The 26,483-nt window shown below is 69.7% G+C and carries 17 protein-coding genes and 1 pseudogene; 5 read left to right on the top strand and 13 right to left on the bottom strand.

The window, feature by feature from the left end; genetic code table 11:
• Positions 1-92: 92 nt before the first annotated feature.
• The 8 genes from salA to ACFJIT_RS01895 form a co-directional block, all read right to left on the bottom strand.
• A complete protein-coding gene (gene salA / locus ACFJIT_RS01930) occupies positions 93-1,370 on the bottom strand; it encodes a salicylate 1-monooxygenase (RefSeq protein WP_379654860.1) in 1,278 nt (425 codons plus the stop codon).
• 123 nt (positions 1,371-1,493) lie between these two features.
• Positions 1,494-2,264, bottom strand: coding sequence for a benzoate diol dehydrogenase BenD (gene benD / locus ACFJIT_RS01925; protein ID WP_130528353.1), 771 nt, complete (start codon positions 2,262-2,264; stop codon positions 1,494-1,496).
• Entirely contained in the window at positions 2,261-3,298 is a 1,038-nt protein-coding gene (benC, locus tag ACFJIT_RS01920; protein WP_379654859.1) for a benzoate 1,2-dioxygenase electron transfer component BenC, read from the bottom strand. The genes benD and benC overlap by 4 nt, the downstream gene beginning before the upstream one ends.
• A 22-nt stretch (positions 3,299-3,320) precedes the next feature.
• Complete coding sequence (gene benB / locus ACFJIT_RS01915; RefSeq protein ID WP_130561874.1) at positions 3,321-3,809, bottom strand: benzoate 1,2-dioxygenase small subunit; 489 nt, start codon at positions 3,807-3,809, stop codon at positions 3,321-3,323.
• On the bottom strand, positions 3,806-5,164 hold the full coding sequence (locus ACFJIT_RS01910) for a Rieske 2Fe-2S domain-containing protein (RefSeq protein WP_131659026.1): 1,359 nt from the start codon (positions 5,162-5,164) through the stop codon (positions 3,806-3,808). The genes benB and ACFJIT_RS01910 overlap by 4 nt, the downstream gene beginning before the upstream one ends.
• Before the next feature lie 108 nt (positions 5,165-5,272).
• Positions 5,273-6,202, bottom strand: coding sequence for a catechol 1,2-dioxygenase (catA, locus tag ACFJIT_RS01905; protein ID WP_379654858.1), 930 nt, complete (start codon positions 6,200-6,202; stop codon positions 5,273-5,275).
• A gap of 76 nt (positions 6,203-6,278) precedes the next feature.
• The gene (catC, locus tag ACFJIT_RS01900) at positions 6,279-6,569 is read right to left on the bottom strand and encodes a muconolactone Delta-isomerase (protein ID WP_379654857.1); all 291 of its coding nucleotides are present in this window, start codon (positions 6,567-6,569) and stop codon (positions 6,279-6,281) included.
• A 3-nt stretch (positions 6,570-6,572) separates the two neighbouring features.
• The gene (locus ACFJIT_RS01895) at positions 6,573-7,757 is read right to left on the bottom strand and encodes a muconate/chloromuconate family cycloisomerase (protein ID WP_379654856.1); all 1,185 of its coding nucleotides are present in this window, start codon (positions 7,755-7,757) and stop codon (positions 6,573-6,575) included.
• Between the two features lie 158 nt (positions 7,758-7,915).
• Here ACFJIT_RS01895 and ACFJIT_RS01890 point away from each other — a divergent pair, with 158 nt between their 5' ends.
• Entirely contained in the window at positions 7,916-8,845 is a 930-nt protein-coding gene (locus ACFJIT_RS01890) for a LysR family transcriptional regulator (protein WP_130524331.1), read from the top strand.
• Between the two features lie 129 nt (positions 8,846-8,974).
• On the opposite strand, the pseudogene ACFJIT_RS01885 reads toward ACFJIT_RS01890, so the two are convergent.
• The 4 genes and pseudogenes from ACFJIT_RS01885 to ACFJIT_RS01870 form a co-directional block, all read right to left on the bottom strand.
• Positions 8,975-11,646: pseudogene (locus ACFJIT_RS01885) on the bottom strand (glycoside hydrolase family 2 protein).
• 11 nt (positions 11,647-11,657) lie between these two features.
• Positions 11,658-13,175, bottom strand: a complete 1,518-nt coding sequence (locus ACFJIT_RS01880) for a tryptophan halogenase family protein (RefSeq protein ID WP_379654855.1) — start codon at positions 13,173-13,175, stop codon at positions 11,658-11,660.
• 700 nt (positions 13,176-13,875) lie between these two features.
• Entirely contained in the window at positions 13,876-17,058 is a 3,183-nt protein-coding gene (locus ACFJIT_RS01875; protein WP_379654854.1) for a TonB-dependent receptor, read from the bottom strand.
• Positions 17,059-17,741: 683 nt separating this feature from the next.
• Positions 17,742-18,800, bottom strand: a complete 1,059-nt coding sequence (locus ACFJIT_RS01870) for a LacI family DNA-binding transcriptional regulator (RefSeq protein WP_379655693.1) — start codon at positions 18,798-18,800, stop codon at positions 17,742-17,744.
• A gap of 341 nt (positions 18,801-19,141) precedes the next feature.
• Here ACFJIT_RS01870 and ACFJIT_RS01865 point away from each other — a divergent pair, with 341 nt between their 5' ends.
• Complete coding sequence (locus tag ACFJIT_RS01865; protein ID WP_379654853.1) at positions 19,142-21,625, top strand: GH92 family glycosyl hydrolase; 2,484 nt, start codon at positions 19,142-19,144, stop codon at positions 21,623-21,625.
• Positions 21,626-21,854: 229 nt separating this feature from the next.
• Here the strand turns inward: ACFJIT_RS01865 and ACFJIT_RS01860 are convergent, their stop codons facing one another.
• Entirely contained in the window at positions 21,855-22,859 is a 1,005-nt protein-coding gene (locus tag ACFJIT_RS01860; RefSeq protein ID WP_379654852.1) for a LacI family DNA-binding transcriptional regulator, read from the bottom strand.
• Between the two features lie 148 nt (positions 22,860-23,007).
• Between ACFJIT_RS01860 and ACFJIT_RS01855 the strand changes: the two genes are divergently transcribed.
• Genes ACFJIT_RS01855 through ACFJIT_RS01845 form a run of 3 tightly spaced genes read left to right on the top strand, consistent with a single transcriptional unit; the run spans position 23,008 to position 26,449 of the window.
• The gene (locus tag ACFJIT_RS01855) at positions 23,008-24,060 is read left to right on the top strand and encodes a sugar phosphate isomerase/epimerase (RefSeq protein WP_130516915.1); all 1,053 of its coding nucleotides are present in this window, start codon (positions 23,008-23,010) and stop codon (positions 24,058-24,060) included.
• A gap of 27 nt (positions 24,061-24,087) precedes the next feature.
• A complete protein-coding gene (locus ACFJIT_RS01850) occupies positions 24,088-25,308 on the top strand; it encodes a nucleoside permease (protein ID WP_130516913.1) in 1,221 nt (406 codons plus the stop codon).
• Between the two features lie 13 nt (positions 25,309-25,321).
• Positions 25,322-26,449 (top strand): Gfo/Idh/MocA family protein, encoded by a 1,128-nt coding sequence (locus tag ACFJIT_RS01845; RefSeq protein WP_379654851.1) that lies wholly within the window; start codon positions 25,322-25,324, stop codon positions 26,447-26,449.
• Positions 26,450-26,483: the final 34 nt, after the last annotated feature.

Genomic DNA, 26,483 nt, shown 5'->3' with positions numbered 1-26,483 from the left:
TTGCGAAGACCGATGACACTGCTGGTTGACCGCGCTGGCCTGCCGATGGGCAGGCGCGTCGCGGCGTTGATGGCGTCGCGGCCTGCGTCCCCTCAGGCCGCGACGGTGTTGATGGCCTGGCGCGCCTGTTCCACCTCGGCGTCCAGGTCGTGGTTCCAGATCCAGTCGAAGCGCGAGGCCAGCGTGGCGCCCAGCGCCGCGTCGTCGCTGCCGACCCTGGGATCGCGCAGTTCGTAGAGCTCGCCGGCCTCCCACGAGGTGCGCTGCACCCGGCATGCGCGCGGCCTGCGGATCGTGTTGTAGGCCTCCAGCAGCGCCGGCAGCTGCGCCCGCATCAGCGCGGGGTCGGACAGCAGCCGGGCGAAGAAGTAGGCGTCTTCCAGCCCCTGGCCAGCGCCGGCGCCCTGGTGCGGCAGCATGGCGTGGGCGGCATCGCCGATCAGCGCCAGGCGGCCGTGCACGTAGCGCGACAGCTGCGCCCCCTCGTGCAGCGCCCAATGCGTGGGCGCGTCGATGCATTCGAGCAGCGTGCGCGCGGCGATGCCCCAGTGCGCATAGGCCTCGAGCATCTCGCGGCGACTGGCCTCGCGTACCCAGGGCTGGCCCTGCGGCCACTGCGGGTCCGGATCGCTGCGGTCGGACACGAAGGCCACCACGTTGATCAGCCGCCCCTGCTTGACCGGGAAGGTCAGGATGTGGGCGTCCAGCCCCAGGATCATCTGCGGCACATCGACCAGATGCGTGTCCACACCGGCGGCGATGAAGGCCCGGCGCAGCCGCTCGCTCTCGATCATGCCGCGGTAGGCGCAGGTGCCGGTGAAGCGCGGCGCCACCGGCGCCTGCCCCAGCGGCCGCAGCACCTCGGCGCGCAGCGCCGACTTGATGCCGTCGGCGGCGATCAGCAGATCGCCCTCGTAATGGCTGCCGTCGGCGAAGTGCACGCGGGCTGCGTCGTCGCCCTGCTCCACGCCGACCGCGCGCTTGTCGAAGGCGGTCATCCCCAGCGGCAGGCGCGTGGCCAGCGCGTCCAGGAAATCGGCGCGATGCACCGACGACTGCCCGACCCCGGGCGCGCGCGTGGCGCCGAGCAGGCGCGCATCCTCGCCGCGCCGCCATTCGAACCACACATCGCCATGCGGCGCCGGCGTGCGGTCGGCCAGCTCGGCGTAGGCCTCGCCCATGCCCAGGCCCTGGATCGCGCGCACCGCGTTGGGGCCGAAGGACACGCCGGCGCCGATCTCGCCGAAGGCGCGCGCCGACTCGAACAGGCGCACCTCCAGATGCGACCGGCGCGCCAGCCCCAGCGCCAGGCCCACGCCGGCGATGCCACCGCCGACAATGCCGATGCGCAGCGGCGCCGATGCGCTCATGGCCGGCCTCCGTGCGCGGGCTCGATCGGCGGCATGAGGTATCCGGTGGTGTACGTGTGGTGCGCGTGCATGTTCCCTCCCAGGTCGTGCGTGGCGTGGATGCGGTCGTTGGCGTGCGATGCTTCAGCCGGTGTCGCCACCGGCCACCGGCAGGATCGAGCCGGTGATGTAGGAGGCCTCGCGCGAGGCCAGGAACAGGATCGGCGCGACCTGCTCGTCCACGGTCGCGTAGCGCTTGAGGAAGGTGGAGGCGGTGACCTGCTCGACCGCCTGCGCCATCCACGCCTGCTCCTGCGCGCTGTCGCCTTCGGCATTGCGCGGCACCCGGCGCGGCGGCGCGGCGGTGCCGCCCGGCGCGGTGGCGACCACGCGGATGTGGTGTTCCCCCAGTTCCATGGCCAGCGACTGGGTCAGCGCATTGATGCCGCCCTTGGCCGCCGAGTACGGCACGCGGTGGATGCCGCGGGTGGCGTTGGAGGAGACGTTGACGATGGTGCCGCCGCCGCGCGCCAGCAGGTGCGGCAGCACCGCGTGGCAGCCGTACAGCGTGGGCATCAGCGAGCGGCGGATCTCCGCGTCGATCTGCGCCGGCTCGAAGGCCGCGTACGGCCGCATGCGGATCGCGCCGCCGACGTTGTTGACCAGGATGTCGATGCCGCCGAAGTGGCGCGCGGCGAAGTCCATCGCCGCCTGCGCGCCCGCATGGGTCTCCAGGTCGGCGTTGAAGCCCACCGCCTGCGGCCCGATCGCCGCGGCGACCTCGTCCACGAAGTCCGCGCGGTCCACCAGCACCACCTGCGCGCCCTCGGCCGCGGCGCGCTGCGCCACGCCCTGGCCGATGCCCTGCGCGGCCCCGGTCACCACCATCACCTGCCCGGCGAAGCGTCCGCTCACGCGGCCAGGTCCTGCGGCGCGCTGGCCGGCGCGTTGGGCGTGAATTTCTCGTAGTAGAAGTTGGCAGGCGTCAGCGCGACCGCGCTGAAGTGGTTGCGCACCGCATCGACCATCGGCGGCGGGCCGCACAGGTAGACGTCCACCTCGCCGGCGTGCAGCGCCTCGGGCGGCAAATGGTCGGTGACGTAGCCCAGCTTGGGATGGTGCGAGGCGGGATCGACCACGCAAGTGGTGAAGCTGAAGAAGTCCAGCCGCTCGGCGAAGCGCTGCAGCTGCTCCACCAGCACCAGGTCCGCGCCGCGGGTGACGCCATACATCAGATGCACAGGATGCGCGCTGCCGGTCTGCGCGAGCTGGGCCAGCATCGACAGGAAGGGCGCCAGGCCGGTGCCGCCGGCCAGCATCAGCACCGGCCGCGTCACCGCGCGCAGGTAGAAGCTGCCCAGCGGGCCGGTCAGCTCCAGCACCTTGCCCGGGCTGGCGCTGTCCAGGTAGCCGCTCATCAGCCCGCCGGGCACGCGCTTGATCAGGAACGACGGCGTGTCCGAGCCCGGCGGCGAGCTGAAGGAATACGAGCGCGTCTGCCCGCCGCTGCCGGGCACGGCGATGTTGACGTACTGGCCGGGCAGGAACGCCGGTGCACCCTCCAGCGCCTCCAGCTTCAGTTCCAGCGCGGCGTCCGCATGCGGCACCACGTCCACCACCGCAGCCTTGAAGCGGGAGGTGCCGGTCTTGCAGGCCGCCGAGGTCGTCGGCACGGCGATCGTGCAGTCGCTGGACGGCACCATCTGGCAGGTCAGCACCAGGCCGGCGGCGGCCTCGTCGGCGCTCAGCGCATCGTCGATGTAGTCCTCGCCCAGGTCGTAGGCGCCGGCCTCGGCGCGGCACTTGCAGGTGCCGCACACGCCGTCCGAGCAGTCCATCGGCAGGTTGACCTTGGCGCGGAACGCGGCGTCCAGCACCTTCTCGCCGGGATTGCAGTCGATGAAGCGGGTGACGCCGTCCTCGAAGTTCAACGCGATGCGGTAGCTCATGGTGTCCTCCTTCGCGCCCGGCTCAGACGTGGTAGATGTCGATGACCTGGCGGATGTAGTCGTTCTTCAGCACGATCTTCTTGTCGGCGATCAGATAGCCGCCGCCTTCGCGGCGCAGCGTCGCGTAGCAGGTGCCGAAGAAGTGGTCGGTGACCTTGTAGCGGTGGTTGAGCGTGTGGAAGTTGTAGCGCACGTCCACCTCGTCGCCGCGCTCGGCGAGCACCTCGATGTTGGTCGTGTTGTGACCGGTGCGCGGCTCGGGCGTGGACGCGCTGGAGCGCTCGGTCTTGATGCGGAACACGCGGTCTTCCAGGCCGTCGCGGCTGGGGTAATAGATCAGCGAGATCTGCGACTGCGGGTCCTCGGTCAGCCGGTCGTCGTCGTCCCAGGCCGGCATCCAGTAGGTGACGTCCTCGGCGTACAGCGTCAGCCACTCGTCCCACTGGCGATCGTCGAGCAGGCGCGCCTCGCGATACAGGAAGGCCGCGATGGTGGCGATGTCATGACTCACGCGGCCGCTCCATCATCCTGGCGCGCCAGCGCGCGGCGCATGGCCTGCGCCCAGTACGCGTGCTGACGCACGAACAGGCCCTCGTCCTCGCTGCGGCCGCCGGACAGCAGCGGCTGCATGCCCATCTTCCTGGCGTTCTCGTCCGGCCCCTCCACCCACAGCGGCGCGCCGCGGCTGAGGTCGTTCCACAGGGCCGCCGTACCGGCATAGCCCTGCTGGCAGGCGCGGAATTCCTCCAGGTCGTCGGCCGTGCCCATGCCCGAGACGTTGAAGAAATCCTCGTACTGGCGGATGCGTGTGGCGCGTTCTTCGGCGCTCTCGCCCTTGACGCCGAAGCAGTAGATGGTGATCTCGGTCTTGTCCACGCTGATCGGGCGGGCCACGCGGATCTGCGTGGAGAACTGGTCCATCAGATAGACGTTGGGATACAGGCACAGGTTGCGCGTCTGCCGGGTGATGAACTCGGCGCGCTCGGCGCCCACGCGCCGGGCGATCTCCTCGCGGTGCGCCCACACCGGCCGCACCTCGGGGTTGAGCGACTGGGTCCACAGCAGGATGTGGCCGTGCTCGAAACCGTAGACGCCGCCGATGCTCTTGCTCCAGCCGTTGGCGTCCACCGCCTTGGTGCCGGTCTCCTTGCGCCGGCCCATGGTGGCCGAGTAGTTCCAGTGCACCGAGCTGACGTGATAGCCGTCGGCGCCGTTCTCCATCTGCAGCTTCCAGTTGCCGTCGTAGATGTAGGACGAGCTGCCGCGCAGCACCTCCAGGCCCTCGGGCGCCTGATCGACGATCTGGTCGATGATCACCCGCGTCTGGCCCAGATGCTCCTCCAGCGGCAGCACGTCCTCGGACAGGCTGCCGAACAGGAAGCCGCGATAGCTGGCGAAGCGCGGCACGCGCTTGAGATCGTGCGAGCCGCCCTCGCCGAACTGCGGTGGATACTGGGTGGTCTTCTCGTCCTTGACCTTGAGCAGCTTGCCGGTGTTGCTGAAGGTCCAGCCGTGGAAGGGACAGGTGAAGCTGCCCTTGTTGCCGTGCTTGCGCCGGCACAGCATCGCGCCGCGGTGCGCGCAGGCGTTGATCACCGCGTGCAGCTCGCCGGTCTTGTCGCGGGTGATCACCACCGGCTGGCGGCCGATGTAGGTGGTGAAGTAGTCGTTGTTGTTCGGGATCTGGCTCTCGTGCGCCAGATACACCCAGTTCGACTCGAACAGGGCCTTCATCTCCAGCTCGAACAGCTCCGGGTCGGTGAAGATGTCGCGCCGGCAGCGGAAGACGCCGGCCTGCGGATCGTCCTGCAGCGCGGTGGCCAGCAGCTGCTCGACGTCGTGGGTGGGTTCGATGATCGCGGACATGCAGGGTCCTCCCGTTCGAGGATGGCAAGGGCGCCGCGCGCATGCGCGCGGGGCCGAAGGCTTGAAAGGCGCGCGGGCGGCGCGTCCGGCGGCGCCCGCGGGTGGTGCTCAGGCGGCGGCGCGCAGCCGGTGGACGGCCTGGACGTCCTTGCCCGCTTCCAGCGGCAGCAGGTCGAAGTCGAACTCGATGTCCTGGTAGGTCTCGACCTCGAAGCCCAGCGCCTTGCCGCCCTCGCCGGTCTTCACCGGCGGCACCAGGCCATCGCGCGTGGCGAAGGCGAAGTCGTCCCACAGCAGCGGATCGCCGTCGATGTTGAACTGCGTGGTCAGCCTGCGGTGATCGTCGCCGCTGACGAAGAAGTGCACGTGCGCGGGACGGTTGCCGTGCCGCGCCAGACGGTTGAGCAGCTGCTGGGTCGCGCCCTGCGGCGGGCAGCCGTAGCCCACCGGCATGCGGGTCAGGAACTCGTAGCGCCCGTCCGGCCCGGTCTTGACCGTGCCGCGCAGGTTGAACTCGGTCTGCGCCCCGGTCGGATCGAAGTGCGAATAGAAGCCTTTGGAATTGGCATGCCAGCACTCCACCAGCGCCCCGGCCAGCGGCGCGCCGTCCTGGCCGCGCACCACGCCGTGGATGCGCAGTGGGCCGGCGTCCGGATCGGGATCGCGGTCGATGCGCGCGCTGCGCACCGTGACCGGGGCGCCGGCCACGTACAGCGGGCCCTCGATCGTGCGCGGCGTGCCGCCGCTGATCCCGGCCAGGCGATCCTCCTCGTCCAGGCGCATGTCGATGTAGTGCTCCAGGCCGATGCCGGCGGCCAGCAGCGCCGCCTCGTTGTCCTGGCCGAGCTTGTTGAGATAGTTGATGCCGGCCCAGATCTCGTCCGGGGTCAGGTCCAGGTCCTCGATGGCCTTGAACAGGTCCGACAGGATGCGGTGCAGGACCTGCTTGGTCCGGGCATCGCCGTCCTGGCCGTCCAGATTGGCCACAGTGCGCAGGAAATCCTGCACGTCCTGGCTGGCGAAGATGCTGACGCTCATGCGATGTCTCCTCTTGGTGGCGAAGGCTGCCTTGTGACGTTCCCTCCCAGGGAGCGCACGCGGGAATGCGAAATTTCTAGCGGTCGTCCTCGTGCAGCGAGGACGGATGGCGGCACAGCGGCATCACCGCAATGTCCATGTAGGGGAACAGCGGCAGGGACAGCAGCAGCTCGTGCAGCTGCGCCGGGCTGTCCACATCGAAGATCGACACGTTCGAGTACTGGCCGACGATGCGCCAGATGTGGGGCCACTGGCCGCTGCGCTGCAGCTCCTGGAAGCGTGCCTTCTCGGTCGCCTTGAGCTCGGCCGCGCGGGCCGGGTCCATGTCCAGCGGCAGCTTCACGTCCATGCGTACGTGGAAGAGCATGGCTCAGCCCTCCGTACCGGTGGGCGCGACCGTGGTGCGGCTGCGGTCGCGGCGGAATGCGGCGATGCGCTCCTCATCCAGGGCGATCCCTAAGCCCGGCGCGCTGGGCACCTCCAGATGGAAGTCGCGGTAGACCAGCGGCGCGGCCAGGATCTCCTCGGTCAGCAGCAGCGGCCCGAACAGCTCGGTGCCCCATTGCAGGCGCGGGAAGGTGGCGAACACGTGCGCGGCGGCGATCGTGCCCACGCCGCCTTCGAGCATGGTGCCGCCGTAGAGCTCGATGCCGGCCGCATCGGCGATGGCGCCGACCTTCTGCGCGGCGAGCAGGCCGCCGGACTGCTCGGTCTTGACCGCGAACACGTCCGCACCGCCCATCCTGGCCAGTTCGAACGCGCTGTCCGGGCCGGTCAGCACCTCGTCGGCCATCAGCGCGATGGGGAAGCGGCGCATCAGCCGGGTCAGGGCCGCGGCCGAGGCCACCGGCTGTTCGACCAGCTCGCAGCCGGCATCGGCCAGCGCCGGCAGCGCGCGCACCGCCTCGGTCTCGCTCCAGGCCATGTTGACGTCCACGCGCACGCTGGCGGCATCGCCCAGGGCGCGCTTGATCGCGGCCACGTGCGCCACGTCCTCGGCCACCGGCTTGCGCCCGATCTTGAGCTTGAACACGTTGTGCCGGCGCGCGGCCAGCATCGCCTCGGCCTCGGCGATGTCCCGGGCGGTGTCGCCCGAGGCCAGCGTCCAGGCCACGCCCAGGCGGTCGCGCACGCGTCCGCCCAGCAGCTCGGACAGCGGCAGACCCACGCGCTTGCCCTGCGCGTCCAGCAGCGCGGTCTCGACGGCGCACTTGGCGAAGTGGTTGCCCTTGACCAGCTTGCCCACGCGCGCCATCAGCGCCTGCACGCGGCGCGCATCGCTGCCCAGCAGGACCGGCGCGACATAGGTGTCGATGGCCAGCTTCATGCCTTCGGGGCTCTCGGCGCCATAGGCCAGGCCGGCGATGGTGGTGCCCTCGCCCAGCCCGACCACGCCGTCGCTGCAGTGCAGGCGGACCAGCATCAGCGTCTGGCCGCTCATGGTCGCCACCGACAGGCGGTGCGGCCGGATGGTGGGCAGATCGATCAGCAGCGTCTCCACCCGCTCGATCGTCGCGGCGGAGGTGGGGACGGGAGACAGGGTGCGCGGTTCCATGGGGTGGATTCTTGGGACCGACCGCGCGCCGCGTCCAAGACATGTTTGATCTGGATCGATACCCTGAAGGTATGATCTAGGCCTAGAGCCGCGATTCTTCTGCTTTATTGCGCCGCATCATTACCTTTCCGTCATGGCCAAACTTTGGTCGAATGCCCATGGACCTGCGCCAGCTCAAGTACTTCGTGACCGTCGCCCGCGAGCGCAACTTCACCCGCGCCGCCGAACTGCTGCATATCGCCCAGCCGCCGCTGAGCCGCCAGATCCAGCAGCTGGAAGAGGACCTGGGCGTGACCCTGATCGTGCGCAGCAGCCGCCCCATCCGCCTCACCGACGCCGGCCGGCTGTTCTACGAGGAGGCCCAGCAGGTGCTGGGCCGCGTGGAGCAGATGAAGGACGCCGCGCGCCGCGTCGGCCATGGCCAGCGCCGGGTGATCAACATCGGCTTCGTCGCCTCCACGCTCTACGGCGGCCTGCCCACCGTGGTGCGCCGCCTGCGCCAGGCGCTGCCCGACACCGACGTGCGGCTGGTGGAGCTGATGTCCGGCCAGCAGGTCGAGGCGCTCAAGAGCGGCCGCATCGACATCGGCTTCGGCCGCCTGCGCACCAGCGACACCAGCGTCGAGCGCCTGGTGCTGCGCGAGGAGCGGCTGGTGGTGGCGATCCCGCCCGCCTTTCCCCTGGCAGGCGACGACGCGCCGCTGTCGCCGGCCGAGCTGAAGGGGCAGAAGCTGATCGTCTACCCCAGCGATCCGCGCCCCAGCTTCGCCGACCACGTGCTCTCGCTGCTGCGCGACCACGGCGTGCGCCCGCCCGAGGTGCAGGAGGTGCGCGAGCTGCAGACCGCCCTGGGCTTGGTCGCGGCCGAGACCGGCATCTGCCTGATCCCCGCCTCGGCGCGGCTGCAGCGCTCGGACCTGCACTACCGGCTGGTCGACGACGAGCGCGCGACCTCGCCCATCATCCTCAGCTACCGCCACCACGAGGATGAGGCGCTGATCGGCCTGCTCAAGCGCCTGATCCGCGAGATGTACGCCGAGAAGCCCGCCTGGCTGGATGTGTCCTACAACCGGCTGCATGCGCCTTGATGCATAGAAGCAAGGTCTTGCAGCAGCCTGCCTGTAGAGCGGAGCTTGCTCCGCTGCTCTTCGTTCAGTTCGCGGGAAAGGCCCCAGCGGAGCAAGCTCCGCTCTACAGGGAGGAGCCCACCGAGCCGATCAGTTCGGGCTCGCCGGCGCCGGCCCCACCACATCGGCGACGCTGCTCACGCGCAGCGCCGCCTTGAGCGCGGCAGGGTCCACGCTGGAAGCGACCCGCACCACCACCGGCTCGCCCGGCAGCAGGGTCAGCGCGTTGTCCGAGACCTGCGCATCCAGCGCGCCGAAGTCGATCCAGGCCATGCGCGCCAGCTGCGGCGAGGACAGCTCCAGCCGCAGGCCGCTATCGTCCTGCATCCAGCGCGCCTGCACCTTCGCCCGCGGCCAGGCCAGCGCATAGGCCGGCTTGAAGTACACCACCTGGCGTGCGTCCGGTTCGCCGGCAACCTGCAGCTCGAACACCGCCACCGTGCGCGCCGGATCGGCCTGCCCCAGCAGCTGCGCGTCGCTGTAGCGGGCCACCTGCGTGGCCGACAGCGGCGCCAGCGTCAGCGTGCGGCGCTCCTCGCGCAGCACCTTGCCATCCAGATCCATCACCCGCAGGCGCAGGGTGCCGGTGCGCGGCGTGGTGCGGTCGGAGATCGCGCTCACTTCGGTCTCGCCCTGCGCGCGCAGCGCCGCCACCGTCACCGGTGCGAAGAAGCGCCGCGCCTGGAACTGCAGCGCCTTCCAGCGCCCGAACCAATCGACCGAGGACCATGACGCGCCCGGCCAGACATCGTTGAGCTGCCAGTACAGCGAACCCATCGTGTGCGGCCGACTGGCGCGGTGATGCAGCGCGGCCAGCGCGATGCCCTCGGCCTGCATCGCCTGGCTGGCCTGGACGAAGCTGGGGAAGTCGCGCGGCTGGCCGAACTCCATCGCGATGTAGTGCAGCAGGCGGGTATTGCCCTCGCCGGCCATGAACTTCTGGTGCGCACGGATCACCGGCGTGTCGACGCCCTGCTCGGCCTTGGTGGCGAACGCGTCGATGGTGCGCAGCGCGGGCCAGGCCTGCAGCCCGTACTCGGACATGAAGCGCGGGGTGATGTCGAGATAGGCGGTCGGCGGCCGGGCCGGGTTGCCCCACACCTCCCAGTAGTGCATGTCGCCGCTGGAGGGGATGTTGGCCTGCTCGGCCAGGTCGTCGCTGGGCGAGCTGGCCCAGTAGGCGATGCCGCCGCCTTCGCGCGCCACGACCTCGCGCAGGTCGGTGCCGAACAGCTGCACATAGCCCTCCCAGACGCGCTGGGCGAAGGCCGGATCGGCCTCCTTCAGCGTCTTGCCCTGGCCCAGGACTTCCACGCGGTCTCCTCCTCGTTGTTGCCGCACCACAGCACCAGCGAGGGATGGTTGCGCAGGCGGATCACCTGCTGGCGCGCCTCCTCGACCACGTTGGCGCGGAAGGCCGGATCGTAGGCCGGCTGCATGCCGCCGCCGAACATGAAGTCCTGCCACACCAGCAGGCCCAGCTCGTCGGCGATGTCGAAGAAATCGTCGCTCTCGTAGTAACCGCCGCCCCAGTTGCGGACCATGTTCATGTTGGCGTCCACCGCCGCCTGCAGCACGCGCCGCAGCTGCGCATGCTTCACCCTGGGCACGAACATGTCGAAGGGAATGACGTTGGCGCCCTTGGCGAACACCGGGATGCCGTTGATCACGAATTCGAAGCTGCGGCCGCCGGCGTCTGCCTCGCGGCGCAGCTCGACGCTGCGCAGGCCGGTGCGGCGCGTGACCTGCGCCACGCCATGGCCCTGGTCATCGAGCAGCTCGAGCGTATAGCGGTACAGCGGCTGTGCGCCGTAGCCGGCCGGGTACCAGCGCGCCGGCCGCGCCACCTGCACCGGCAGGGCGAGCTGCGCCTGGCCTGCCGCCAGCGCGACGCGCTGCTGCGCGGCCAGCGTGCGCGTGCCGTCCGGCGCGGTCTGCCACAGCCTCGCCTGGTAGTCGCCGGCGCGCTGCACCTCCAGCGTGGCCTGCGCGGTGAGCCTGGCGACCTGCTCGCTGACCTGGTCCTGGCGCAGGTGCAGGTCGGCCACCCGCAGCGTGTCCCAGCTCTCCAGCCGCACCGGCTGCCACACGCCGGCGGTGACATAGCGCGGACCCCAGTCCCAACCGTAGTGGTAACCGGGCTTGCGCACGAAGTTGGCCGTCATCGCATCGCGCGGCTCATCGCCGTAGGGCGAGGGATAGTTGCCGGCGATCTTGACCGGCATCGCCTGCACCTTGGGCAGCAGCGTGGCGATCGGCGAGCGCAGCACCACGCGCAGCTCGTTGCCGGCGGCGCGCAGCCGGCCGGTGACCGGCACCCGCCACTGGCGGAAGGCGTTGTCGGCCTGCAGCACGCGCGTGCCGTTGAGCGTCACCTCGGCGAAGGTGTCCAGCCCGTCGAACACCAGCTCGGTGTGCCCGGCCTGGCGCGCGGCCGCATCGGCGTCGAACACCAGGCGGTATTCCCAGTCGCCCAGGCCGATCCACTGCAGCCCGGCCTCCGGCGCGCCGACGTACGGGTCGGCGATCAGGCCGGCCTTGAACAGATCGGTATGCACCGTGCCCGGCACCTGCGCCGCCTGCCACGCGGTGAACCGCGGATGCGCCGCGGCCTGCGCGCTGCCAGGCAACAGGCGCAGCTGCCAGTGGCCCGTGGCGCCCAGGTCCTGCACGTTCATGGCCTGCAGGGGCGCGACGACCAGCCACAGCAACACGGCCAGCCAGGCACGCGACCACCGCAGCCCGGGCCGGGCGCTCGCCATCACACGTTCGATCATGGTGCTTCCGCCTTCCAGTAACGATCCAAGAACTGTTGGTGGGTCGGCATCGCCGCCACCGCTTCGGCCAAACGCTCGCGCGTGCCTTCGACGTAGCGGGCCAGCGCCTCCTGCGGCATGTCGTCCACGATCGGATGGTAGCCACGCGGCACGATGCCCTGGCCCAGCATCACCTGCACCCAGCTGGGCAGCGCGAAGAAATCCTCGCCGTTGCGGAAGTAGCGCCCGTCGGCGGCGAACAGCTCCATCGCCTCGCGCAGGCTCTCCGGGACCTGCATCGTCCGGCAGTCGCGCCAGAATGGCGTGTCCTCGCGCGTGGTGGCGTGGTAGTGCAGGATCAGGAAATCGCGCACGCGTTCGTATTCGAACGCCGACTCGCGGTTGTAGCGCTGCGCCAGCAGCGGATCGAAGTCGCGCGTAGGGAATAACGCCAGCAGCCGGCTGATGCCGGACTGGGCCAGGTACAGGCTGGTCGATTCCAGCGGCTCCAGGAACCCGGCCGCCAGCCCCAGCGCCACCACATTGCCTTGCCAGAACCTGCGGCGCATGCCGGTGGTGAAGCGCAGCTGGCGCGGCTGTCCCTGCGGCGCGCCATCCAGATGTCCCAGCAGCGTGGCGGCGGCCTGGTCGTCGTCCACATACGCGCTGGAATACACGTAGCCGTTGCCGGTGCGGTGCTGCAGCGGGATGCGCCACTGCCAGCCGGCGCCGCGCGCGGTGGCGCGCGTGTACGGCGCGATCGGCCCGCTGCGCGCACACGGCACGGCCAGCGCGCGATCGCAGCGCAGCCACTGCGACCAATCGATGTAGCCGGCCTGCAGGGTCTGCTCGATCAACAGGCCAACGAAGCCCGAACAATCGACGAACAGCTCCCCCTCCACCTGCTGCCCGCCGTCCAGCGTGAGCGAGGTCACGTGGCCGGTCTCGGGATGCTGGTGCACCTGCACGATGCGGCCTTCGATGCGCTCCACGCCACGCGCCTCGGACACCTGGCGCAGGTACTGCGCGTAGAGCCCGGCATCGAAGTGATAGGCGTAGGCGATATCGGCCAGCGGCGAACCGGCCGGCGCATTCGCCACGCCCGGCACGAAGCGCTCCAGCGGCGCCATCACCGTCTGCAGCGAATACGCCCCGATCGGTTCCGCGCGCCCGGCCAGGAACTGCTTGAGCCAGAACTGGTGGAACGGCAGCGGCCCCTTGGACTGGCCGATCGTGCCGAAGCCGTGCACATAGCGCTCGCCGATCCGCCCCCAGTCCTCGAAGGCGATGCCCAGCTTGGCCGTGGCCTGCGTGCGCTGGGCGAACTCGCGCTCGTCCAGGCCCAACACCTGCGCGTTGAAGGTGCGCATATGCGGCACGCTGGCCTCGCCCACGCCGACGATGCCGATCTGTTCGGACTCCACCAGGCGCACGCGCGCCTGCCGGCCCAGGTACGTGGCCAGCGCCGCGGCGGCCATCCAGCCGGCGCTGCCGCCGCCGACCACCACCACGCTGCCGATGCGGTTGTCACCCATGCATGTATCCGTTGGTGATGCTGTAGACACTGTTCCGCATCATGCTCGAAGAAGAGGTTTCTTCGCCGGAGTACGGCGACATGCGCTTGCTGACGACATGCGCGGGCCGGTGAGCGGACTTCGCCGACCAGTCTCGCCCCGGTCAGGCGCGGCTCCTCGGCTCGGTCCGCAATCTACGGCGGACTCGCCGCCGCGTTCCATCCTGGCCCGCTCTCCGCGCGCCCGACCGGGTCGAGGCTCTGCAACGAATAGATCAGGACTTCTTAAAACTCGAAGGCATCGAGCAAGCGCTCTGCCCCCTCCCTTTCGCCGCAGGCGAAGGGGAGGGTCGGCGGGGTGGGGTGCTGTTGCTGTTGCTTTTGTTTCTGTGGCTTGCCCGGTAAAGCCCCAACCCCTCCCCATCCCTCCCCTGCGCTGCGCGCAAGGGAGGGCGCTCAAACCGAAGCCCTCTAACCCGACGCACGAGGCAGCGGGCCGGCGGGCGGTGGCAGCGACGAGCGAGGCAGGAGCCGAGCGCCCGAATCAGGGCAGGATGCCCTGATTGAGGGAAAAGCGGACACCGCCCGCCGGACCGCTGCCCTTCCGAAGCCGGAGAATCCGCCCTCCGAAGGAAGCCGCACCGCCCCCAACCAAGATGCCTCAATCCGGAGAAAACCAAAAAAAGCCCCGCGCCCCGGGGAGAGGCGCGGGGAGTCCCGCATCAGAACTTGTAGGTCAGGCCCAGGAACGCGATCCGACCGGCATAGCCGTTGGAGTTGAAGCGCGCCTTGGTGTCGTTGCCCAGGTAGGTGCGCGTCTCTTCCTTGGTCAGGTTGAGGATCGAAGCGGTCAGGCTGAAGGCCGGCGTGAAGTTGTAGGCCGCGTTGAGGTCGATCTGCTGATACGGCTCCTCGTACACGTTCAGACCGCTGACCAGCCCGTCGACCACCTGGCCGCGCCGGTTGTAGGACGCGCGCAGCAGCAGCTTCTCGGTTTCGTAGAACACCGTCAGGTTGGTCTGGTTCTTGGCGCTGCCCACCAGCGGCGACTTGCCGATCTCGGTGCCGTCCTCCAGCGTGACCGGTGCCTCGTTGGTCTTGTTGTAGGTGTAGTTGAACTGCAGACCCAGGCCGAAATCAAAGGTGTGCTGCGCATAGACCTCCACGCCCTCGGACACCGCGTCGCGGCCGCTGGCGGTGGTGGAGTAGTTCTGCACCACCACGCTCTGCCCGCCGATGTTCTGGGTGACGTCCTGGACCACCGGCAGCAGGAAGTTGCTCACGTCCTTGCGGAACAGGCCGACGCCGGCGACCGAACCCGGATGGAAGTACCACTCCAGCCCTAAGTCGTACTGGTTGGCCTTGTAGGGCTCCAGCGCCTTGTTGCTGCCCGAGCCGTACCAGCCGGTCACGTCGCCGCCGCCGATCAGGCGCCGGTCGTTGACGTATTCCTGGCTGTAGTACTGCAGGCCGCCAGGCGCGGCGATGTCGCCGTAGCTCGGGCGTGCCATCACCTTGGACGCCGCGCCGCGCAACACCAGGTTGTCGGTCAGGTCGTAGGCGATGTTGAAGCTCGGCAGGCGGTCCACGTAGCTGCGGTCCAGCGAGCTGACCACGAACGAGGAGATGTGGCCGCTGGCCGGGTTGGTCTGGCTGTCCGGCAGCGTGGTGAAGCCGCTGACGCAGCCCGAACCCGCCGGTGCGCCGGCCGCCGGCAGGTTGCCCGGCAGGCAGGGTGCGGGATTGCCGGCCGCATCGTCGAAGAAGTAGTCGTTGTAGTAATCGACCCGGTCGGTGGAGTCGGCATGCTGGTCGGTGTGCACCAGGCGCAGGCCGATGTTGCCGCGCAGGCGCTCGGTGCGGAAGTTGGCCTGCAGATAGGCCGAATAGATCTTCTCGCCGACGTTGAAGACGAAGTTGTCTTCCTGCCGGGTCTGCATCGGCCCGTAGGTCTTGTTGAGATAGTCGATGTAGGCCGGGTAGTTGATCGCCGGGAAGGCGTTGGTGTTGAACGCACCGGCGATGTTGCCGATCTGCTCCGGATACAGGAACTGCGACTGGAACACCGAGGCGGCCGGATCGCAGCCGTTCTGGAAGCGGCTGTCGTAGTCGGACGGATCGGCGCCCTGGCAGACCCAGTAGTTGTTGCCTGTGCTGCGACGCGTGCCGCCGTCGCGGTACTTCATGCCGAACTGGATCGAATCGAGCACGCTGCCGGTCTCGCCGCGCCAGGTGAAGTCGCTCTGCGCGAACTTCTGCCAGGTGCTGTTGCGCGTCCACGACGAGCCGGTCGAGCCCAGGTCGATCTCGCCGATGCCGTTGCGCAGGTTGTTCATCAGCTCGGGCGAGACCTGCAGCGAGGGCGTGCCGGTCAGATCCCAGGCGGTGTAGTAGTTGCCCAGCGTGTAGGCGCCGGTGCCGTTGACCGTGGTGCCGTTGCTGCCGGCCGTGGTGGGCAGGCGCGGCTTGACCGGCATGGTCATCTGCACCTGCGGGCCGCCATCGGCCCAGGTGCGGCCGGCCTTGACCGCGATGTCCAGCCGCTCGCTGGTCCAGGCCAGCTCGAAGTCGGCCATCTGCGAACGCGCCTTCTCGCGGTTGTACGAACCGGTCAGCCACGGCGTGGGGATGGTGCAATCGTCAGGGCCCCAGCCGCCGGGCCGCATGCCGCCGGCCGCGGCGGCCGCCTCGCTGCAGTAGTAGGTCTTGTTCGGGTGCACGCTGTACTGGGCGCCGGTGACCACGGTGCCGCTCGGATCCATGGTCAGCCCGTCCAGCAGGCGCCCGCCCGGCCAATTGCCGTCGCCCGAATAGCGGGCCAGGTTCCACTCCGGCACCGACAAGGTGTTGGTCTGCGAGTTCCGGTCCATGTCGAACCGGAAGTAGTTGGCGGTGAAGGTCAGATCGTCGGTCGGCTTGAACTGCAGGGTGATCTGCCCGCCCTTGCGCTCGCGCTCCTCCTTCTCCGACTTGAAGTTCACGACGTTGGGCATCATGAAATTCGTGTAGTACTTGCCGTTCTGGTCGTAGAAGCCCGACTCGCCCCACCAGTAGCTGTCGAAGTTGGAGGGCTTGCCGTTGACGTCGGTGGCCGGGTGGGCCTCGTTGTCGTCGCTGTACCAGTTCCAGGCGCTGGTATCCACGCCCAGGGTGCGCACGGTGCGCTTCTGCTGGGTGTAGCCGACGAACACGCCGAAGCGGTCGTCCTTGTCGTGCCAGGAGTAGGAGCCGGAGAACTGACCGTCGGTCTTCTTGGTCGTGTCGGCCCAGGTGCCTTCGGCCGAGACGAAGCCGCTGTTGGCTTCCTGCTCCAGCGGACGGCGCGTGTGCAGGATCACCGTGCCGCCGATGCCGCCCTCGTCCAGGCGCGCCTCGGGCGTCTTGAACAGCTCGGCGCTGGAGAGCATGTTCGACGGCAGCAGCGTGTAGTTGAACGAGCGCGTGGGATCGCCGTTGGTCTCGGCGCTGGCCACGTAGTTGCCGTTGAGCTCGGTCAGGGTCAGCTCGGAGGACAGGCCGCGCACGCTGACGTTCTTACCCTCGCCACCGTCGCGGGTGATGATCACGCCGGGCACGCGCTGCAGCGCGTCGGCCACGTTCTTGTCGGGGAACTTGCCCACGTCCTCGGCGGTGACCACTTCGACCACCGCATTGGCCTCACGCTTCTGATCCAGGCTCTGCTCGATCGAATAGCGGTAGCCGGTGACGGTGACCTTGTCCAGGTCGGTCGCCTGCTGCGGTGCGCCGGTCTGGGACGCATCGGTCTGCGGCACGTTGGCCGGGGCGGCATTGGCGGGCGCGGGCGTGGCGGCCTGCTGGGCCCAGCCCGGCGCGGATGCCGCCGCGCAGCTGGCGGCGATGGCAAGCGCCAGCAGCTGGCGCTTGGGGAATGAGCTGTCGTTCATTGCGTCTCTCTCTCGTTGAATGAACTTCACGACGATGCGGTGGCGTGTACCAGGCGGTCGCATCCACGACGGGGCAGCCAGGCCTGGCGATGGCCCGTTCATGAAACCCGCATTTGGATCGATCTAACTGGCGCGGCGTAGAAATATCACGCCGCTTCCGAAAAGGCATGCTGCCCTGCAGCGAACACCGGACAGGCGCGCGATCTGAAAACGCTGCCACGTCCGTGGCGCGTGGGTTTCGCCTGAGAGGCGTGCATCGCGCGCATGTCGCGCAAGCCCGGCGGTGGCGCCGAAGTTCCCTGTGGGAGCAACCGTCCCTCAGATCGAATCGCAGCCACCTTGTAGAGCGGAGCTTGCTCCGCTGGGGGCTTCCCGACGATCCGACCGAAACGCAGCGGAGCAAGCTCCGCTCTACAAGTGGGAGCCGTCCTTGTGGCCTTTTGGCCAATGGCGGCGACGGGGTTCTACAGGTAGAGCCTCATCGCCGCCATGGCGGCTCCCACCAAGCGCATCGCGCAGCGATTGTCCTCTCCACAAGTGCGGAACGCTGTGCAAGTGCATCCGCTACGGGTGGATGCGCAGCGCGCGGGCACGGCTGCCGTCGGCGCGAAGAAACCACTTCGCGCGCATTGCGATCGTTGTAGGCAACGCACATCGCCAATGGCGATCCCGTACACCCCGCTTCAGCGCCGCGCCTTCGCCTTGCCGTAGGTACTCGCACGCTGGGTCAGCAACGCTGGCACGACACTGGTGCGGCGGGCCATGCCCGGGTGGGCGGCGCGTTCGACCACCATCGCCGCGGCCTGGCGGCCGCGCTCGCGCGGATCGGTGCTGATGGTGGTCAGCGGCGGCACGCCCACCGCCGCCTCGGGAATATCGTCGAAGCCGGTCACCGCGAAGTCCACGCCCGGCTGGCGCCCCTCGCGCACCAGGCCGAGCATCAGCCCCAGCGCGACCGCGTCGTTGTAGCAGACCGCCGCGGTGGGCGTGGCGCCATCGGCGAACAGCAGGCCGGCGCGGGCGTTGCCTTCCAGACGCGTGGGCGCGGTCTCGATCATCCAGGCATCGGGCACCTCCAGCCCCGCCGCCGCCATGGCCTCGCGATAGCCGGCGCGGCGCTGGCGGCACGAGCTCGAGTCGGCATGCCCGCCATAGAAGGCGATGCGGCGGTGCCCCTGCGCCAGCAGCAGTTCGGTCGCCGCGCGCGCGCCGGCGCGGTTGTCCAGGCCGATGAAATCGTAGAGGAAGCCCTTGGACGCGCTGCCGGCCACCTCGCGGTTGAACACCAGCAGCGGCGTGTGCCGGCCGATCACCGTCTCCAGGTCGGCGAAGGCGCTGCCCTCGGCCGGCGAGAGGATCACCCCGGCCGGGTTGTGCTCCATCAGCGAGCCCAGCACCTGGCGCTGGCGCTGCGCCGATTCGCCGCTGCTGCCCAGCAGGGTGACATAGCCCTTGGCGCCCAGCGCCTCGTCCACGCCCGCGGCGAACTCGGCGAAGAACGGGTTGGCCAGGTCGTTGACCACCAGCGCCACCGCGGTGGACACGCGCTGGCGCAGGTTGGCCGCCGCGCGGTTGTAGACGTAGCCCTGGCGGCGCATCTCGGCCTCGACGCGCTCGCGCGTGTCGGCATGCACCAGTGGACTGCTGCGCAGGACGAGCGACACGGTGGCGCGCGACACCCCGCAGGCATGGGCGATGTCGTTGAGCGTGATCCTGCGGGGGGTATCGGCCATGTGTCGCATGCCCTGGGCCTGGCTGGAACGGCCCAGCACCGGCCATGCTGCGCGATGGCCGGTGCCGGCCGCAAGTCGCCGCGTCGGTGGCGCGGCGTCAGGCATGGCGATGGTGTCGTCGCCATGGCGGCCCTACGGCATGCCGCGCGCTGGATCCATGTGCGTCCGCAGCATCGACGCGGTGCATCCTTCGACGCGATCGCCGGTTTTCGCAGGCGTGGCTGACATTTGCGTCGCCTATGGCCGAATCGGCTTGAAATGTCGATTTGGATCGTTCTAAATCGGGTCGACGCCTGGCTGGCTCCGCCGCCGCGGCGCGCCGCCATTGCACCGATCACGAGGGAAGCACGATGGACCACCCCGCCCGCGCGCCGCTGTCGGCCGCCACCCCCCACGCGCGCCGCCGCGCCCTGCTGCGCCATGGCCGCCGCGCCGTCTGCGTGGCCCTGCTGCTGGCGCTGCCGGTCACCGGCACGCTGGCGCGCGCCGCCGACGACGACCTGGCCGCGCAGGTCAACACCTTCATCGGCACGCGCGATGAGGGCAACACCTTCCCCGGCGCCGCCGCGCCGTTCGGCATGATCCAGGTCAGCCCGATCGGCTCGCACTACGCCGGCTGGCGCGATGGCGACGAGCGCATCCGCGGCTTCGGCCATTCCTTCATCTCCGGCGCCGGCTGCTGGGAACAGGGCGGCCAGGTCTCGGTGCTGCCGGTGACCGGCCGCATCGGCCCCGGCGGTGACTTCGATACGTCCAAGAACGACGTCTTCGACCAGACCAAGTACGGCGCGCGCTACACGCAGGCCGGTTCGACCGGCCAGGCCGGCGACTACCGCGTGCGCCTGACCGACTACGGCGGCATCGAGGTAGAGACCACCGCCCTGACCCGCGCCTCGGGCGAGCGCTACACCTACCCGGCCTCCGCCGGCGAAGGCCACGTGCTGATCAACGTCGGCCAGGCCAACCAGAAGCATCGGGTGATCGGCAGCCAGGTGCATGTGGTCGGCGATCGCGTGGTCGAGGGCAAGATCACCACGCTGAGCTTCTGCGGAGGGCATCAGTACGCGACCTGGTTCCGCATCGAGTACGACCGCCCGTTCAAGGCCTTCGGCGTGTGGGGCCAGGCCGGCGGCACGCCGGGCGCGCGCGACAGCATGGAAAGCGAGTACGAGCCGCTCAACGGCGCCTGGGTCAGCTTCGACACCAGCAAGAACAAGCAGGTCACCGCGATCACCTCGATCTCGCACGTCGATGCCGAGGGCGCGCGCGTCAACCTGCGCAGCGAGGGCATGCAGGGCGGCAAGCTGCGCGCCTTCGAGCCGATGCGCCGCGACGCGCGTGCGCTGTGGCAGCAGGCGCTGTCTAAGATCCGCATCGACGGCGGCAGCAAGGACGACCGCGCCGTGTTCTACACCGCGCTTTACCACGCGCTGCTGCAGCCGATGACCGGCAACGACGCCGACGGCCGCTACCGCGGCTACGACGACGCCATCCACGAGGCCAAGGACTGGACCTATTACGAGTTCTTCTCGCTATGGGACACCTACCGCTCGCAGAACCAGCTGCTGGCGCTGATCGAGCCGCAGCGCGCGCGCGACATCGGCCGTTCGCTGCTGGCCATCGACGCGCAGGGCGGCTGGCTGCCGCGCTGGGGCTACGCCAACTTCGACACCAACACCATGACCGGCGATCCGGTCACGCCCTTCCTGGTGGACCTGTGGCGCTACGGCGCGCTCAAGGGCCTGGAGCCGCAGGCCTGGGCCGCGCTGCGCAAGAACGCCTGGGGCGTGCCGCCGCTGGCCTCGCGCCACGAGGGCCGCGCGGGCAATGTGAACTATTTGCGCAACGGCTTCGTGTTCTTCGACCGCACCTTCCCGGCCAAGGGCATGGACGTGGATCCGCAGAACGGCGGCTCGGCCACGCTGGAGTACGCGCTGGGCGACTGCGCGCTGTCGCTGATGGCTGACAGGCTGGGCCATGGCGACGACGCGGCCGCGCTGCGCACGCGCGGCGGCAACTGGCACAAGGTCTGGGATGCGGACCTGCACGAGCGGGCCTCGGGCTACCAGGGCTTCCCGCGTCCGCGCCTGGCCGATGGCCAGTGGTTCACCCCACCCACCGGCACCTACGACCCGCGCTCGCACTACGGCTTCCATGAAGGCACGGCGTGGCAGTACCAGTGGCTGGTGCCGCAGGACATCCCGGGCCTGGCCACGGCGATGGGCGGACGCGAGGCGATGGGCAAGCGGCTGGACGACTTCTTCGCCTACGACCAGCTCGTGGCCGATCCGCAGGGCGCGGCGCGCAAGGCCTGGGTCGGCGGGCCCTATAGCTACTACGGCCAGTACCGCTACAACCCCAACAACGAGCCGACCATGCACGTGCCGGCGCTGTACAGCCTGATCGGCCAGCCGTGGAAGACGGCCACGGTGCTGTCCTCGGTGCAGACCTTGTTCACCAACGCGCCCAACGGCGTGACCGGCAACGACGATCTGGGCACGATGTCGGCGTTCTATCTGTTCAGCACGCTGGGCTTCTCGCCGCTGATGCCGGGCACCGGCCAGATGCTGCTGCATCCGCCGCGCTTCATCCGCGCGCGCATCGACCTGGGCAACGGCCGCACCCTGACCGTGCGCGGCAATGCCGCACCGCAGGCCGGCCCGCGCTACGTGCAGGGCGTGCGCTTCAACGGCAAGCCGCAGTCGGCGGTGTGGATGGACGTGGACGCGCTCAAGCAGGGCGGCACGTTGGACTACACCCTGGGCACGCAGCCCGACCCGCAGGGCTGGGGCACCGCGGCCGACGCCGCGCCGGCGGCGGCCTGCCCGGTCTAAGAGCGCTGGCCGTCTCGAAGCGGCGCGCGTTTTGCCCCCTCCCTTTGGCCGAAGGCCAAGGGGAGGGATGGGGAGGGGTTGCTCTTCGCGGCAAAGGCAAAGGCAAGAGCAACCCCCTCCCAACCTCCCCCTTCGCTGCGCGAAAGGGGAGGGGCGGATTTCGCCTTCGCGGGGATAACGCTAGAGATTTTTAGCGGCTGCGGTTAGCGGCCCTTGGACACCGCAGCGCTTACGCCTTAGGCGGGGCGGTCGAGCCGCGCAGCATCAGTTCGAAGGTCAGCGTCTGCTGCAGCGGTACGTCGGCCGCGGCCAGGATGTCCAGCAGCAGCTGTACCGCGCGCACGCCGATCTCGCGCATGGGCTGGGCCACGGTGGTCAGCGGCGGGGTGAGATAGCGCGAAGAGGCCAGGTCGTCGAAACCGACCACCGAGAGGTCGCGCGGCACGCGCAGGCCGCGTTCGCGGCAGGCCGCCAGCACGCCCAGCGCCGACTGGTCGCTGAAGCAGAACGCCGCGGTCGGCGCATCGTCGGTGCCCAGCCAGGCGCTGGCCGCGGCATGCCCCGATTCCACCGAGAAGTCCCCCGGCACCAGGCGCAGCTGGCGCACCCGGCCACGCGCCTTGGCCGCCGCGCGCACGCCCTGCAGGCGCTGCTGGTGCAGCGGATTGTCCGGCGGACCGCCGACCACGGCGATGCGCGCGTGGCCCAGCGCATAGAGATGCTCCATCGCCGCGCGCGCGGCCGCGGCGTTGTCGATGTGCACGCTGGGGATGCCCAGCGCCGGATCGAACTCGCAGCCGTTGACCACCGGTGCCGCGGCGCCCAGCTGCTTGACGATCTGCCGCGCGGTCGGCGGCAGCCGGTGGCCGAGCACGATCAGCCCATCGGCCTCGTTCCGGCGCAGCATCTGCGCGTAGCGTTCCTCGCGCGCCGGCTGCTGCTGGGTATCGCCCAGCAGCACCGCATAGCCGGCCGCCTGCGCGGCGTCCTCGGCGCCCTGCAGGATCTGGGCGAAGAACGGGTTGGCGATGTCCGGCACGGTGACCAGGATCTTGCCGGTGCGCTGGGTCTTGAGCGTGCGCGCGGCCGCGTTGGGCACATAGCCCAGCGTGGCCACGGCGCGCTCGATGCGCGCACGCGTTTCCGGCAGCACCTTCTCCGGCCGCGACAGCGCGCGCGAGACCGTGCCGGCCGAAACGCCCGCGTGCTTGGCAATGTCGTAGATGGTCGGCATGGGGCAAGCGTGTCACGTCCTTGGTGGCCATGGCTATGCCGCGGGCAGCGGCGCCCAGGCAGGCGCGGCCTTGCGGTGCAATGCACAACGTGCGCGGCCACGACGCCATGCTAGGATCGTGCAATCGATTGCATCAAGAACGCAAAGCATGCGAACGCTCAAGGGCCCGGCGCTGTTCCTGGCGCAGTTCATTGGCGACACCGCGCCATTCAACCGGTTGGACACGCTGGCGCAATGGGCCGCAGGCCTGGGGTACCGCGGCGTGCAGGTGCCGACCAGCGCACCACACATCTTCGACCTGGCCAAGGCCGCCGAGAGCCAGGACTACTGCGACGATCTGGCCGGCATGCTGGCCGGCCACGGCGTGCAGATCACCGAGCTGTCGACCCATCTGCAGGGCCAGCTGGTCGCGGTGCATCCGGCCTACGACACGCTGTTCGACGGCTTCGCGCCGGAATCGCTGCGCGGCAACCCGCCCGCGCGCCAGGCCTGGGCGGTCGAACAACTCAAGCTGGCGGCCAAGGCCAGCCAGCGCCTGGGCCTGAAGGCGCACGCCAGCTTCTCCGGCGCCCTGGCCTGGCCGTACTTCTACCCCTGGCCGCAGCGTCCGGCCGGTCTGGTCGATGAGGCCTTCGCCGAACTCGGTCGCCGCTGGCGGCCGATCCTGGATGCGTTCGACGCCTGCGATGTGGACCTGTGCTTCGAGATCCACCCGGGCGAGGATCTGCACGACGGCGCCACCTTCGAGCGCTTCCTCGAGGTGGTCGACCATCACCCGCGCGCCAAGATCCTCTACGACCCCAGCCACCTGCTGCTGCAGCAGATGGACTACCTGGGCTTCATCGACCGCTACCACGCGCGCATCGGCATCTTCCACGTCAAGGACGCCGAGTTCCGCCCCAGCGCGCGCAGCGGCGTGTACGCCGGCTACCAGGACTGGATCGACCGGCCCGGGCGGTTCCGCTCGCTGGGCGATGGGCAGATCGACTTCAAGGCGATCTTCTCCAAGTTCGCCCAGTACGATTTCCCCGGATGGGCGGTGCTGGAATGGGAGTGCTGCCTCAAGCACCCCGAGGACGGCGCGCGCGAAGGCGCACCCTTCATCCGCGACCACATCATCCGCGTGACCGAACACGCCTTCGACGATTTCGCCGACAGCGGCGCCAGCCCGGAAGCGCTGCGCGGTTTGCTGGGGCTCTAAGACACCACTGACCTGGGAGGGGAAGTCATGACGTCCATCCTGTCGCGCCTCGGCGCGATGATGTTCCTGCAGTTCTTCATCTGGGGCGCGTGGTTCGTGACCCTGGGCACCTATCTGGTGCAGGGCCCGCTGCAGGCCAGCGCGGGCCAGGTCGCCACGGCCTTCCTGAGCCAGTCCATCGGCGCGATCGTGGCGCCCTTCCTGGTGGGCCTGATCGCCGACCGCTACTTCGCCGCCCAGCGCATCCTGGCCGTGCTGCACCTGGCCGGGGCGGCGCTGATGTGGGGCGCCTCGGTGGCCACCACGTTCGACACCTTCGCCGCCTGCGTGATGGGCTACATGCTGCTGTTCATGCCCACCCTGGCGCTGGCCAACAGCATCGCCATGCGCCACATGCAGGTGCCGGAGAAGCAGTTCCCGCCGGTGCGCGTGGCCGGCAGCGTCGGCTGGATCGTGGCCGGCGTGCTGATCGGCTGGCTGGGCTGGGAACAGGCCCATCGCCTGGAGCTGACCTTCCGCATGGCCGCGCTGGCCTCGGCGCTGCTGGGCCTGTATGCCTTCACCCTGCCCCACACCCCGCCGCTGGAGCAGCAGCGCAACGCCAGCCTGGGCAAGATGATCGGCCTGGATGCGCTGGGGCTGCTGAAGTCGCGCTCGTACCTGGTGTTCTTCCTGGCCTCGATCGCCATCTGCATCCCGCTGTCGTTCTACTACAACTTCACCAATCCCTATCTCAACGACCTGGGCGTGCGCGGCGCGGCCGGGCTGCAGTCGCTGGGCCAGGTGTCCGAAGTGCTGCTGATGCTGGCCATGCCGTTCCTGTTCGCGCGGCTGGGGGTCAAGACCATGCTGGCGCTGGGCATGGCCGCCTGGGTGGCACGCTATGCGCTGTTCGCCTACGGCGATGCCGGCGGCGGCTTCGCGCTGCTGGTGATCGGCATCGTGCTGCACGGCATCTGCTACGACTTCTTCTTCGTCACCGGGCAGATCTACACCGACGCCCATGCCGGTCCGGCTTTCCGCAGCAGCGCGCAGGGCTTCATCACCCTGGCCACCTATGGCGTGGGCATGCTGATCGGCACCTTCCTGTCCGGCGCGGTGGTCGAGCACTACACCACCGCCGCGGGGCGCGACTGGCAGAGCATCTGGCTGTTCCCGGCCGGCGTGGCGCTGGTGGTGCTGATCGCCTTCCTACTGCTGTTCCGCGATCGGCCGGCCAAGGCCGCCGTCGCCTCGGCCACGCATTGAGGAGCGCCACCGCATGAGCCCGCTTGGCATCGTCATCGTCGGCACCGGCATGATCGGCGCGGTACATCGCCGCGCCGCGCTGCTGGCCGGCGCGCAGGTCCGCGGCGTGGTCGGCTCCTCGCCCGCCCGCGGCGGGGAGGCCGCGCGCGCCTGGAATCTGCCGCGCGCGTACCGCGACCTGGACGAGGCCCTGGCCGATCCGCAGGTGCAGGTGGTGCACGTCTGTACGCCCAACCACCTGCACCGGCCGATGGCGCAGGCCGCACTGGAATCCGGCCGCCACGTGATCTGCGAAAAGCCGCTGGCCACCACGCTGGACGACGCCGAGGCGCTGGCCGATCTGGCCGCTGCCACGGGCCTGGTGGCCACCGTGCCCTTCGTCTATCGCTACCACCCGGTGGTGCGCGAGGCGCGCGCCCGCATCGCCGACGGCGAGCTGGGCCCGCTGCGCCTGATCCACGGCAGCTATCTGCAGGACTGGCTGCTGGATCCGGCCAGCAACAACTGGCGCGTGGACCCTAAGCTGGGCGGCGCATCGCGCGCCTTCGCCGACATCGGCTCGCACTGGTGCGACCTGGTGGAATGGGTCGGCGGCGAGCGCTTCGCCGAGGTCAGCGCGGCCTTCGAGACCGTCATCGCCGAGCGCGGAGCGAGCACCGGCGAGAGCTTCGCCACGCCGGCCGCCGGCGGTGCGCTGCAGGCGGTGTCCAGTGAGGACGTGGCTGCGGCCCTGTTCAAGACCACGCGCGGCACGCTGGCCACGCTGACAGTGAGCCAGGTCTCGGCCGGGCGGCACAACCGGCTGTGGTTCGAGATCGACGGCGCCAAGGCCGCCGTGGCCTTCGACCAGGAAGACTGCGAGCGCCTGTGGATCGGCCGACCCGACCAGCGCGAGGAGATCTTCGTGCGCGGCCCGGGCGCGGGCAGCGCCGAGCAGCGCCGGCTCTCCTCGCTGCCGCCCGGCCATGCGCAGGGCTATGCGCAGTGTTTCGAGGCCTTCGTCGCCGACACCTACCGCGCCATCGCCGGGCAGACGCCCGAAGGCCTGCCGACCTTCGCCGACGGCCTGCGCTCGGCGCGCATCGTCGAGGGCGTGATCGCCTCGGCGCGCACGCGCGCCTGGACATCCATCGACGCGTGACCACGCGCCGCCATCCTCGATCGTCGAATCTCCG

Origin of the sequence: Pseudoxanthomonas sp. UC19_8, from assembly GCF_042700505.1 — a bacterium.
In the GTDB taxonomy this organism is placed as follows: Bacteria; Pseudomonadota; Gammaproteobacteria; order Xanthomonadales; family Xanthomonadaceae; genus Pseudoxanthomonas_A; species Pseudoxanthomonas_A winnipegensis.
This window is presented reverse-complemented; position numbering and strand designations above follow the sequence as displayed.